Source organism: Seongchinamella sediminis, assembly GCF_003457605.1.
Classification (GTDB): Bacteria; Pseudomonadota; Gammaproteobacteria; order Pseudomonadales; family Halieaceae; genus Halioglobus; species Halioglobus sediminis.
Window position 1 is genome coordinate 129,744 of sequence record NZ_QRAN01000004.1, and the last position, 12,043, is coordinate 141,786.

The 12,043-nt window shown below is 60.7% G+C and carries 10 protein-coding genes; 4 read left to right on the forward strand and 6 right to left on the reverse strand.

Annotated elements, in window-relative coordinates; all coding sequences use genetic code 11:
- Positions 1 to 10: 10 nt before the first annotated feature.
- Entirely contained in the window at positions 11 to 2,143 is a 2,133-nt protein-coding gene (locus tag DWB85_RS05240) for an FAD-dependent oxidoreductase (protein ID WP_117953157.1), read from the reverse strand.
- 262 nt (positions 2,144 to 2,405) lie between these two features.
- Here DWB85_RS05240 and DWB85_RS05245 point away from each other — a divergent pair, with 262 nt between their 5' ends.
- Positions 2,406 to 4,754, forward strand: coding sequence for a TonB-dependent receptor (locus tag DWB85_RS05245; RefSeq protein ID WP_117953158.1), 2,349 nt, complete (start codon positions 2,406 to 2,408; stop codon positions 4,752 to 4,754).
- 112 nt (positions 4,755 to 4,866) lie between these two features.
- Positions 4,867 to 5,736, forward strand: coding sequence for a TIGR03619 family F420-dependent LLM class oxidoreductase (locus tag DWB85_RS05250; protein ID WP_117953159.1), 870 nt, complete (start codon positions 4,867 to 4,869; stop codon positions 5,734 to 5,736).
- Between the two features lie 66 nt (positions 5,737 to 5,802).
- On the opposite strand, the gene DWB85_RS05255 is transcribed toward DWB85_RS05250, so the two are convergent.
- The 4 genes from DWB85_RS05255 to DWB85_RS05270 form a co-directional block, all read right to left on the reverse strand.
- A complete protein-coding gene (locus tag DWB85_RS05255) occupies positions 5,803 to 6,564 on the reverse strand; it encodes an SDR family oxidoreductase (protein WP_117953160.1) in 762 nt (253 codons plus the stop codon).
- Between the two features lie 15 nt (positions 6,565 to 6,579).
- Positions 6,580 to 7,389, reverse strand: a complete 810-nt coding sequence (locus DWB85_RS05260; protein ID WP_117953161.1) for an SDR family NAD(P)-dependent oxidoreductase — start codon at positions 7,387 to 7,389, stop codon at positions 6,580 to 6,582.
- A 32-nt stretch (positions 7,390 to 7,421) separates the two neighbouring features.
- Positions 7,422 to 8,426 (reverse strand): FAS1-like dehydratase domain-containing protein, encoded by a 1,005-nt coding sequence (locus tag DWB85_RS05265; protein ID WP_162846016.1) that lies wholly within the window; start codon positions 8,424 to 8,426, stop codon positions 7,422 to 7,424.
- 144 nt (positions 8,427 to 8,570) lie between these two features.
- Complete coding sequence (locus DWB85_RS05270; protein ID WP_239017225.1) at positions 8,571 to 8,942, reverse strand: hypothetical protein; 372 nt, start codon at positions 8,940 to 8,942, stop codon at positions 8,571 to 8,573.
- Positions 8,943 to 9,090: 148 nt separating this feature from the next.
- On the opposite strand from DWB85_RS05270, the gene DWB85_RS05275 reads away from it, so the two are divergent.
- Complete coding sequence (locus DWB85_RS05275) at positions 9,091 to 9,831, forward strand: lysophospholipid acyltransferase family protein (protein WP_117953163.1); 741 nt, start codon at positions 9,091 to 9,093, stop codon at positions 9,829 to 9,831.
- 30 nt (positions 9,832 to 9,861) lie between these two features.
- On the opposite strand, the gene pap is transcribed toward DWB85_RS05275, so the two are convergent.
- On the reverse strand, positions 9,862 to 11,322 hold the full coding sequence (gene pap, locus DWB85_RS05280; RefSeq protein ID WP_117953164.1) for a polyphosphate:AMP phosphotransferase: 1,461 nt from the start codon (positions 11,320 to 11,322) through the stop codon (positions 9,862 to 9,864).
- A gap of 97 nt (positions 11,323 to 11,419) precedes the next feature.
- On the opposite strand from pap, the gene DWB85_RS05285 reads away from it, so the two are divergent.
- Positions 11,420 to 12,040, forward strand: a complete 621-nt coding sequence (locus DWB85_RS05285; protein ID WP_117953165.1) for a class I SAM-dependent methyltransferase — start codon at positions 11,420 to 11,422, stop codon at positions 12,038 to 12,040.
- The last annotated feature ends 3 nt before the right edge of the window (positions 12,041 to 12,043 follow it).

Consider the following 12,043-nt stretch of genomic DNA (forward strand, 5'->3'; position numbering starts at 1 on the left):
CCCGGTTGGCTCAGGCGGTTATCTGCTGAACCACCTCACGGGCCGACAGTATGGCGCCATCAATGTAGGCGATGTCCTGGCAGTCACCGATACGGTGTACCTGGGCCTCGCTGGAACCGAGGGCATCGGCGAGACGGCTATCGCCCTCGGCGCCCATGGCGATGATTACCTGCCTGGCCGGCAGGGACTGTTGCTCACCCTCATGCTCGTAAACCACCGCATCGCTGGTGATCTCGCGAATCGGGCTACTGCGATGGATCGCAACCCCGTGCTCGCGCAACATGTGCAGTACCCTGGCGCGCCGGACGATGGCAAGCTCGGCACCGAGGTCCGGCCCCGGTTCCAGCACCGTTACCCGGCGGCCTCGTTCAACCAGGTACTCGGCCAGCTCCAGCCCTACCAGGCCGCCGCCGATAATCACGATTTCTTTTTTCAGCGGCATCCAGAACCGGGATGCGTAGCGCATCAGCGCAATGCTGCGCAGTGCCTGGCTCAGCCTGCCTGCCCACAGCATCAGGCGGGAAAACGGCGACAGTTTGGCCGCAGCCGCCTTGTCACTGCCAAAGAGCACCCCCCGCAACTCATCACCGTCAAATACGTGGCGCTGGTTTTTGCCGGGGATGTCAGGTGCGGTGCGGATGGCGCCCGTTGCCAGAATGACGTGGTCGGCCCCAAAGCGGGCAATGTCCTCCGCGCTGGCCTGTTTTCCCAGCTGCAGGTCAATGGGTAGTCGGCGCATTTCCGCCGCCAGGTACTGGATCAGGCGTTCATTCGGCTGGTAGGCGAGGGCGGCGATACGGGCGGTTCCTCCGAGGTCCTTCTCTTTCTCCCACAGGCTGACGTCATGCCCCTGTTCCGCCAGCATACGCGCCGCTTCCATGCCGCCGGGTCCGCCACCGACCACCAGCACTCGCTGTCTGGCACCACTGCGGGCGAGGATATCCCCCTCGTGTTCCCTGCCCATGCTGTGATTGACGGCGCAGACCATGGGCTTGTTGATGAAGATCTGGCTGACGCAGATATAGCAGTAAATACAGGGACGGATCTGCTCGGGGGTGCGCGCCATCAGCTTGTTCGGCAGTTCGGGGTCCGCCAGCAGTTTGCGACCCATGGCAAGAAAGTCGAAATCGCCGGCGGCAATATGGCGTTCGCCCACCTCCGGCTCAATGCGGCCGACGCCGATCACCGGAACGCTGACGGCGGCTTTTACCTGTTTGGCGAAGTCGATGAAGCCGCCGGGTTCGTGCACCAGCGGCGCCTCGGTGAAGGCGATGGCATGGGCCACATTGCCGTAGGCGCTGACATCGATGGCGTCAGCGCCGGCCGCTTCACAGAGGCTGGCGGTCACCACGCAGTCAGCGGGGGTAATCCCGCCCTCCGTGCGATATTCCATTGCGTCGAGGCGCACCAGAATGGCAAAGTCGGGCCCGGTGGCGGCGCGCGTGGCGGTAATGATCTCGGTCAGTAAACGCGCCCGGTTCTCGTGGTTGCCGCCATAGCGATCCTGGCGTTTGTTGGTATAGGGCGACAGGAAGCTGGCCAGCAGGTAGCCGTGGCCGGCGTGGACCTCGACGCCGTCGAATCCGGCGGCCTGGGCCCGCAGTGCGGCATCCCTGAACTCGTTGACGATAGCCGCGATGTCGTCCTCGCTCATTTCCTGGTACTGCGGCCCCTTGCCGTCCGGCCCTGCGGCTTTGATGAAGTTGCCGATCTCCGCGCGGGTAAGCACCTTGAACATGTTGCTGGGGGAGGGGGTGAGCGGCGAGGGCACCGGAATAAGCCGCCCGGCGGCGGTGTCTTCCTGGGCCATTTTGCCGCCGTGGTTGAGCTGGGCCACGATTTTTGCGCCGTGCTGCCTGACCCGGGAGGTCAGCTCGCGCAGTCCGGGAAGATAGCTATCATCGGAAAATGCCAGCGTGCGGGGCATGGTAGCGCCGCGGGGATAGCAGGCGGCAGAAGTCTCCAGCACCAGCAAACCGGCACCACCCTGGGCACGCGCCTCGTAGTAAGCGAGCAGTTGCTCTGTGCAATGGCCGTCCTCGCTGGCAAAATTGGATCCCATGGCCGCCAGCACAATGCGGTTGCGCAAGGTCATAGGGCCTATCTTGCCCGGGGATAGCAGGTGGTTAAGTGCTGCGGACATTGAAGGAGACTCCAGTAAGTGACCAGAGGATATCATAGCTGGCCGGCGGCGGGGACAAAGGACCCCTGCGGTCAATCTTGTTTACATCTGCGTTCTCTGCTGTGCCGGGGCAGTGAACGTAAATGTATATTAAGTTGAAGTGAGAGGTTCTACAGATTGAGGCGCCCAGCGGTGATACTTCCGCTGATTAGCAAGCCGCAGACTCCGGTAGCTGCGAGCGTAGGGATTTGAATACCATAACCTATAACGTGGAGATGCTCGAATGAACAAGCACTACAAACACACTTTGATGAGCCTGGCAGTTGTGGCAGCGATCGGCTCTTCCGACTACGCAAGTGCCCAGCTGGAAGAGGTGGTAGTCACCGCCCGTAAGCGAAGCGAGAGTTTGCAGGACGTCCCGATGGCGGTTTCCGCGTTTAACTCCGCCCAGTTGCAGGACGCCCAGGTGGAGGGCATGGAAGACCTGCAGCGGATGACCCCCAACCTCACCCTCACCGAGACCGGCGGCCTGCAGGCAGGCTCGGTAGCGGCGTTTATCCGCGGTATTGGCAATGACCCCAATTTCGCCCAGGGTGTCGGCATTTACGTTGATGATATTTACATGAACCGGGCCACCGGATCCCTGCTGGAAGTGTACGATGTGGAGCGAATTGAGGTTCTGAAGGGCCCCCAGGGTAACCTCTATGGGCGCAACACCATTGGCGGCGCCATCAAATACGTGCCCCGTGAACCCACCGAGCAACTGAGCGGTGACATTGAGGTCAAGACAGGCGAGTTCGACCTCCTGCAGGTAAAAGGCAATGTTTCCGGGCCGATCATCGGTGATACGCTGCTGGGTAGTTTCGGCGCCCTGTATCGCGAACGCGACCCCATCCAGAAAAACACCTTCGATGGTGCCGGCTTCTGGGACCAGGATGTATCTGCCTATCGCGGCGCTCTGGTGTGGAATGCAACTGACACGCTGCGGGTCAAGCTGTCCGGGGACTATAACCTGGACGAATCAGTCCCGCGCCTGCCCAACCGCAGTGGCGTTGATGCCGGGTTCCTGCAGCAGCTGGACTTCTTCACCAATGGCGCCAATTTCTTCCTGGCGCCGGGTACCGGGCTTCTGCAGACTCCCAATGACGCGGCAGTGGCCGGCGACCCCGACGAGGTCTCCACCGAGCAAGGCGATCTGCTCAACAAGTTCGAGATCGAGTCAGCCACCGTCGCCCTGACCGTCGACTGGGATATCAGCGACAGCTGGACCCTGAAATCGATCACCGCCCAGCGCAATACTGACCACGTCCAGCCCTTCGACTTTGACGGCAGTGAGCAGACTTTTATTTACACCCTCAACGACCGGGAATTCGAGGATTTCAGCCAGGAATTCCAGTTCAACTACAGTAGCGAGAACCTGCAGGCGGTGCTGGGTGTTTACTACCTCGACGCCACTACCGAGATCAGCGGAACCACGCTGCAGACCCCGCGTTTGCTGGGCACTACCACCCAGTTCAAGGACACTCACCTGGATGAGCGCGACCTGACCTCCCAATCGGTCTACGCCACTATTGACTGGGACTTCGCCGAGAGCTGGCAGCTGTCCGTGGGTGGCCGCTATACCAAGGACGAAAAAGAGGAGAGCCAGACCGCGACTGTGGACCAGGAACTCTACGCCCTGGCCCTGGCCAATACGCCCTTTGGCGTTGTTCCCCTGGCGATCGCCCCCGGCCAGGAAGCCACTGCGGCAGCCAGCCCCTCATTTGTGGGTTGGGCGACACCCTATACCGAGGCCATCAATATCAGTTTCCCCGAGCCGACCTACGCCAAGGATGACTGGACGGAATTCTCGCCCAGCGCCAAGCTGACCTGGTTTGCCGGTGAGGACCTGATGTTCTACGGTGGCTTTTCCTCGGGCTTCAAGTCCGGCGGCTTCCAGAACCAGAGCGGCAAGAGTGATGCTTTCGACCCCGAGGTGGTGGACGCCTATACCCTGGGCATGAAGACTACAGTGCTGGATGGCACCCTGCGCGTGAACGGCGAAATCTTCTACAACGACTACCAGGACAAGCAACTGGCCACCATCGGCCTGGTTGATAACAACTTCGAGGAGACAGTCGATAACGTCGGTGAAATGGAAACCAGTGGCGTTGACCTGGAGATGACCTGGTTGCCCGCTGTCGACGGCCTGACAGTCGGCCTGAACGTGGGTTATCTCGATGTAGACGTCAAAAAGTTTGAATCCGCCGGTGGCGACATCGCCGACACGACTGCCATCGGTTTCTCCCCGGAGTGGACCGTGGCCGGGCGGGTGAGCTACGAGTTTGATCTCGCCGACTGGGGCAGCCTGATGCTCGGAACGGACTTCTCTTACCGTACCGAGTCGTACACCAATTCGCCGATAGACCTGACCAACGAAGCTGCCGCGGCGGCGCAGGTTCAGGACGAGCACGTGATCTGGAATGCCCTGGCGGTATTCCGCAGCCCCGGCAGCAACTGGCGGATTGCGGTGGAAGGCAAGAACCTGGAGGACACCCGGGTGCTGACCAACACCTTCGACCTGACCCTGTTCCAGACTGCCGGCTACAACAACCCCCGTACCTGGGCGGTATCGGTCGGCTACGAGTTTTAAGCAGTGCCCCTCTAGGGCCTCCATTGACCGTGCCTGAAGCCCAGGCACGGTTTTTTTTGCCCCGGTGCCAGGCTAGCATCATCGGGCCTTTACTGAAAAGACAGGATTGACTATGCGATTCTCTTTGCACACAGGACTTGGCGGTACCGAGGACTACACAGAACTTGCTCGCGCCGCAGAGGCGGCAGGGTTTCATTCGCTGGCGATTCCGGACAGCATTTTTTACCCGGAAATCACCGAATCCGACTATCCCTATATGAACACCGACGCCGTTCGCCAGGTGCTCGACGGAATGCCGGTGCTGGATCCCTTTATTGCCATGGCTTCGATGGCCGCGGCAACCGAAAAGCTGCGCTTTTACCCGGCAGTGATGAAGGTGCCGGTGCGCCAGCCGCTGGTGCTGGCCAAGGCGCTGTCGTCACTGGCGGTAGTGAGCGGTAACCGCGTCAGTCTGGGCGCCGGATTAAGCCCCTGGAAGGAGGATTTTACCTTTAACGGGGTCGACTTCGACCAGCGCGGCAAGATTTTTGACGAGTGCCTGGAAATCATCCGGGCGGCGATGAGCGGTGAATACTTTGAATACCAGAGTGATCATTTCGCAATTGGTCGCTGTAAGCTGTCACCGGCTCCCACAGCGCCGGTACCGATTCTGGTGGGTGGTCATTCCAAGCCTGCCCTGCGCAGGGCGGCCCAGCTTGGCGATGGCTGGGTGTCAGCCAACAGTGATTACGAGACCCTGAAAGAGATTCTGGCGGCGCTTGCGGAATTCCGTCAGCAGTACGGCACTGACGAGCGAACCCAATTTGAAGTGCATGCCTTTGATGTGACTGCGCGCAGCATGGATGACTACCAACGCCTGGAGGCGCTGGGCGTGACCGATATCTGTGTGAACCCCTGGAATCCCTATGACCCGGCTATTACCCTGGAGAAAAAACTCGCCGGCATCGAAGGATTTGCAGAAAAGACAATCAGCCAGTACTGAGCCGATCAGCGCCCCGTTGCGGGGCGCTGTACCTTACAGGGTCTGTTAACGCTAACTGAATTCGCCCTAGAAACTGTCGGGGCGCATCAATGCGTCGTGGCCACCGTCGACGAACAGCATGGCGCCGCAAATAAAGGTGGCGCGATCACCGAGCAGGAAGCTGGCGGCGTCCGCCATGTCCTCGGGCGTGCCGGGCCTGCCTACCGGAATGGACGCAATAAATTGCTTGATTGACTCACTGTAGTCGGGATTGTCCTCGGCCGCCTGGCTCAGTGGGGTGCGGGTGTAGCCGGGGCCGATGGCGTTCATGCGAACACCCTTGCCGGCGAAGGCGGCGGCATTGCGGCGCATCCAGATGGTCACCGCCTGCTTGGTGCCAGAGTATACCGGATGACCCTGCATCTCTTCCGCGATAGCGCAGGCGCCCCCGGCGTCGCCCTGTAACAGGCTGTGGATGAACTCTGGATTGGTTTCCATGGGTGCGGAGTTGGATGAAACCAGCAATACGCTGGCATTGTGCTCTGCCAGGTGGTCTTCGAGTTTCTGGATCAATTCCACGGTGCCAAAGTAGTTCACATTGGTAACCAGGGTATTGTTGGATACGTGAGAGCCGACCCCCGCGCTGGTGACCAGTCCCTGTAAGCCCGCGCCGGTCGCCTCTATGATCGCTGCTACCGCGGCATCCCGCCCCTCCGGCGAGGCCAGGTCGGCAACAATATCAGCATTCTGAATGTCGACAGCGAGGGTACGGTGCCCTTCATTTTGCAACTGTTCCGCAATGGCCTTGCCGATGCCGCTGGCGCCGCCGGTAATAACGTAAGTACCCATATTAATTATTCCTCGCTATTTTACGTCCCGATTGTCCAGCGTAAGCTCCCAGTCGGGGACATGCAACTGGGGAGTCTTGCCACCATCAACCGGCAGTACCACGCCGGTGATGAATGCGGCCTGGTCGGAAGCGAGGAAACAGATACTGTTCGCCAGGTCCTCCGGGGTGCCCAGGCGTTGAATGGGAATTGAGCTTGCCATCAATTTTTTCATCGCGTCGTTTTTCATCACCGATGCATCCAGCCCCGGCGTTTCCACCGCGCCGGGAGCGACCACGTTGACCCGGACGCCATGGGGCGCGGCTTCCATCGCCGCGCACATGCTGAACTGGTTGACCGCGGCCTTGGCCGCCGAGTAGGCCCCTGCGGCCATACCTGCCCGCAGGCTGCTGACCGAGGAAATATTGATAATCGAGCCGCTGCCCTGGGGCTGCATGATCTTCAGGGCCGACTGGACGCCAATGAAAACACTTTCCACACAGACGCCGAAGTTGGCGCGCCAGTCCTCGATATTCTGGTCGAGGATCATGCCGCCGATGACCGTGGGCGCATTGTTCACCAGTACATCGAGGCGGCCATAGTCGCTGGCGGTTTGCTCGATCAGGCTGGCGAAAGCCTCCAGGTTGCCAATATCCAGCTCGACGCCCTTGAACTTGCCGCCGAAATCGTCGATTTCCTGAGCCAGACTTTCCAGGCGGGGCATGCGCCGGGCACAGGCCACGACCTGTGCTCCCTCCCTGGCCAACTGCAGGGCGGTCGCCCGGCCAATACCCATGCTGCCACCGGTGACGATGGCAACCTTGCCGGCAAATCTTGCTTCACTCATGGTGTTTTCTCCAGGCGTTCATGTGTTCGAAATTAGAGGGACAGGGTCGCGCTGCCGGTAACGTGGAAACCGCGGCTGTTGGCACCGCTGAACTCCACATCCACCAGCTTGTCCTCACCCAGTGCGCTGACCGCACCCTGCATCACCATTGTATCCCCGGGCACGTTGGGCGCCAGCAATTTCAACCGCAGTTTTTGCAGCCTGGCGCCGGGGCCGGACCAGTCACTGAGGTAGCGGCCGCAGAGGCCGCAGGTGGTGAGTATGTTCATGAAGATATCCGGCATGGCCGCGGCCCGTGCGGCGGGCGCGTTGTGGTGCACAGGGATAAAGTCCTGCGAGGCAATGGCGCCGCCCACCACCAGTTTGTGGGTGATGGGGATGGTTAGTGCCGGCAGCTGCTGGCCCAGTTCCAGGCTGGAGAATTCCAGCGGGCTGAAATCAGGCGGGGTGTTCTCCGGAAAATGCCTCGCTGCCGCATTGTCGGTGTCGGTGTCGGCCTCGGTGCTTGTGCTGGCACTGGTGGCCGCGGCGCGATACTGGAAATAGGTGATGAGCGCCTCGGCGAAGCATTGCTCGTGCTGATCCAGGTACTCGACCTGCTCGGTAACAAAGTAGCCCTGGCCGAGGGCCGTGGTCTTCAGCGGGCTGATCGCGACCACCGTGGTGTAGTGATGGGGCCGCGCGCCCTCGTGCAGGTAGCGGTGAAAACTGATGTCATAGCTCACCGCCACGTTCTCGGCATAGCCGCGCGAGCTGAGCTCGTCGAAGACCCTGTAGGGCTCAGCACTGGTGGACCCGGGCGCGTAGTCCATATTGAAGTCGCGCATGGTCCACATCTGCATCATGGCGGGCGGCGCGACTGCCTGCTGCAGACCCACGCTGGCCTGGTAGGCCTCATCCAGGTACAGCGGATTGCGGTCGCCCATGGCGCTGCACCACTGCCATATCTGCACCCGGCTGACGGGGTTGAAACTGTTGTAGGGTCCCAGGCGCTGGCCGGTAAGGGCTTCCAGTTCTGCAGGTTCAAAAGCTGTCAATGTGATACTCCCGGTGGCTGACTGGCCAAGATAGTGCCTCGGCCTACTCGCCACCAGCGCTGAATCTGTCGAAAGCATTGACATTTCACACCATGGCCGGGGGTAGGGCAGCAGTGGGTGAAAACGGACTGCGGCATGCAGGGACTACTCGTCGACCCAGATCTTGCGCAAGGGTTCGCCGAAGTCATCATAGATGATTTTGCGGCGGGGCCGCGGCAGGCGGCTTCGCCTGGGCTCAGGCTTGCGTTGCAATCGCTGCTGGCGACGAGCCTCGATTGCGGCCACGACCTCCGGCACCAGGGTGCGTGAAGACCTGGGTTCGATGAACAGTCGCCGGTTGAGGAATAGCGGGGGATCGCCCGGTTCCGTGCCGCTGCGCCCCTGGGGAACGTTTTCCACCTGTCCGCCGCGCTGCAGGAAACGCTCGGTCTCGCGCTCCAGTTCCGCCCTGATCTCGGCTTTGGAAACGGGTTTCTTCACGGCTCCCCGGTTGAGCTGCGGATGCAGCTGGTTCACAAACCTCCCAGTATACCTCGCAGGGTGTGTATTTACAGTAGCTGGTCCGGTGCTCGCCCAGCGTCGGGTCTGGCCCTGGCCATGGCGAGGTTTTCAGTCAACCCCGGCTCTGGTTTAATGCATAGCCTGGAGCTGCCAAGGAAAATTAATGAACGTCATCCGCTCGCTACTGGTTTTTTGCTGGATTGTGCTCACCGTGATTCCGGTGGGCTTGGCACTGCTGCTCAGTTCCCTGTTCCTCGACGACAAGAAGCTCTGGTGGTGGTTTGCCGTACCCTGGCTGAGGGGTGTTATCGGCGCCGCCCGTATTGTCGGCGGGGTCAAGTACCAGGTGCACGGCGAAGAAAACCTGCCCGGTCCGGATGACATGCGGCGGGTGATCCTCTGTCCCAAGCACCAGTCCACCTGGGAAACGTTTTATTTCCCCAGCATGGCTTCCCACCCGCTGTCCTACGTCTTCAAGAAAGAGCTGCTGAGGATTCCCATCTTCGGTTGGGCAATGGCGCGCCTGAATATGGTCCACATCGATCGCAGCAAGCGCTCTGCCGCCTGGACCAAGGTGGCAGAAGAAGGCCAGGTGCTGATGGACCAGGGCAAGTGGATCATCATGTTTCCCGAGGGTACCCGTACCGAACGTGGCAGCAAGGGGGTCTACAAAACCGGCGCCACTCGCCTGGCGGTAGCCACAGGGGCCTACGTCATTCCGATAGCGGTGACCTCGGGGCGCTGCTGGCCGCGGCGTTCGTTCTGGTTTATCCCGGGCACGATTGATGTGTCTATCGGCCAGCCGGTATCGGCTGATGGTCGGGAACAGGGCGAATTGATGGAAGAAATCGAACGCTGGATCGAGGCCGAGATGCGCCGGCTGGACCCCGGGGCCTACAAGTGAACAGCAGGTGAGGTGAACGCTCGCCTGGCCTCAGAACAGCGCCCGTTCCATGGCTTCACACAGGGTCTCGAGAATGTTGATTCTGGCATAGTGCTTGTTATTGCCGGGCACCAGGGTCCAGGGGGCATGGGGGGTGTGGGTCCGGGCGATCATCTCGTTGACCGCCGCCTCGTACTCGGGCCACTTCTCCCGGTTGCGCCAGTCCTCAGCGGTGATCTTGTGGCGCTTGTGGGCCGCCTGTTCGCGCGCCCGGAAGCGTGTCAGTTGCTCATCCTGGTCGATATGAAGCCAGAACTTGGCAACGATTGACCCGTGCAGGGTGAGTTCCCGCTCGAATTCATTGATTTCCCGATAGGCCCGTGTCCACTCGTCCTCGCTGGCGAATTTCTCCACCCGCTCGACCATGACGCGTCCGTACCAGGAGCGGTCAAACAGCGTCACCCGACCGTCCCGCTGCAGGTGGCGCCAGAAGCGCCAGCTGTAGTGATGGGCGAGCTCCTCGTCAGTTGGCGCGGAGATCTGTACCAGCTTGTATAGCCGGGGGTCTATCGCGCCGGTCACCCGCCGCAGCGCCGAGCCTTTGCCGGCGCCGTCCCAGCCCTCGAAAACCGCCACCAGCGAGCGTTTCTGGCGATACCCTTCCCAGGCCAGGTCCTGCAGCCGGGACTGGTACTTGAGCAGCTTTTTCCTGTAAGCACTCTTTGCCAGCACGCTGTCCAGTTTCACGCTGGCCAGGGCATCCACGGGGGGCGGGAACTGCTCGCGGGGGGCGGGTGGTTCGCGCGTCTCAATCCTTCGTAGCACGGCATCGCGGATGATTTCTCCGGCCTTGATCTCCCGGTAGTTGCGGTCTTCGCCATCAACGATATGCCAGGGGCACTGGAAGGTCTGGGTCAGCTGAATGACCTTCTTTGAGGTGATCATGGCCTGCTGGTATTTCCCCACCAGTTCATAGGGGTTTTCGGTAACTCGCGGGTTTTGCTGGCGTAGCGGGGCTTTTTCTTCCAACTGCCGGCGCTGGGTTTCCTCCGACACATGGACCCAGATTTTAATGACCAGGGCGCCGTCGTCAGTGAGCTGGCGCTCAAATTCGCTGATGCGTCGGCAGAACGCTTCAAGCGCCTCGTCATCGATAAGTTCCTCGACGCGCTGCTGGGTTACCTGGGTATACCAGGAGCCGAGGAAAATGCCAATCTGGCCCCGCTGCGGTAACTGGCGCCAGAAGCGCCAGAAATAGGGGCGATTATCTTCCTCGTCGGAGCGTTCCCAATAGGTGTTGGTCTCGATACCCCGGGGGTCCATCCATTCATTGAGCCGGTGAACCAGCACGCCCTTGCCGGCGCCGTCCAGCCCGGCAAGTACAATGAGAACCGGGTGGCGGCTGCCTTCCAGGGCGAACTGGATTTCCAGCAGTTGCTGGCGCAGCGCCAGCGCCTGGGTTTCATAGCTATGCTTGTCAAGGGGTGCCTGGGCTTCAAACTGGTCGAACATGGGCGGTGGTGTTTCCGGATCACAGCTTAAGCGATTACTTTAACGTATTTTTGCCCCGGCGAAGCGACTATAATCGGGGCACACAAGGAGTTTCGGCATGGGTATCTACGAAAAATATGTTCTACCGCGGGCGATTAACTGCGCCTGCAGCACCAGGCCGATGATGAAACAGCGGGAAAAAGTTGTTCCCCGGGCCGCCGGCACGGTGCTGGAAATCGGTATTGGCAGCGGGCTGAACCTGCCGTATTACGACCCCGCAAGGGTGCGGAAGGTGATTGGTCTCGACCCTTCGGAGAAGTCCTGGGAACTGGCCGCCGAGCGTGCCTCCAGGCTGCAGTTTGAGGTTGAATTCATCGGTTTGCCAGGCGAACAGATTCCCCTGGAGGACGCCAGTGTCGACACTGTACTGGTGACCTTTGCCCTGTGTACGATCCCGGATCCGGTGGCAGCGCTGGAAGGCATGTCGCGGGTCCTGCGCCCCGGCGGCGAGCTCATTTTTTGTGAGCATGGCATCGCGCCGGATGCCGTCGTACAACGCTGGCAGAACCGTATCAATCCTCTCTGGCGCGCTATCGCCGGCGGCTGTAATCTCAACCGGGACATTCCCGCGCTGCTGCAGCAGGCAGGTTTTACCATGAGCGCCCTTGAGCAGGCCTATATTCCCGGCACGCCCAGATTTGCCGGTTACAACTTCTGGGGCGGCGCCAGGGCGGTTTGAGGT

Excerpts from the sequence above, each read along its gene's own strand:
- DWB85_RS05240 (WP_117953157.1), bottom strand. The coding sequence starts at position 2,143 with ATGTCCGCAGCACTTAACCACCTGCTATCCCCGGGCAAGATAGGCCCT.
- DWB85_RS05245 (WP_117953158.1), top strand. The coding sequence starts at position 2,406 with ATGAACAAGCACTACAAACACACTTTGATGAGCCTGGCAGTTGTGGCA.
- DWB85_RS05250 (WP_117953159.1), top strand. The coding sequence starts at position 4,867 with ATGCGATTCTCTTTGCACACAGGACTTGGCGGTACCGAGGACTACACA.
- DWB85_RS05255 (WP_117953160.1), bottom strand. The coding sequence starts at position 6,564 with ATGGGTACTTACGTTATTACCGGCGGCGCCAGCGGCATCGGCAAGGCC.
- DWB85_RS05260 (WP_117953161.1), bottom strand. The coding sequence starts at position 7,389 with ATGAGTGAAGCAAGATTTGCCGGCAAGGTTGCCATCGTCACCGGTGGC.
- DWB85_RS05275 (WP_117953163.1), top strand. The coding sequence starts at position 9,091 with ATGAACGTCATCCGCTCGCTACTGGTTTTTTGCTGGATTGTGCTCACC.
- pap (WP_117953164.1), bottom strand. The coding sequence starts at position 11,322 with ATGTTCGACCAGTTTGAAGCCCAGGCACCCCTTGACAAGCATAGCTAT.
- DWB85_RS05285 (WP_117953165.1), top strand. The coding sequence starts at position 11,420 with ATGGGTATCTACGAAAAATATGTTCTACCGCGGGCGATTAACTGCGCC.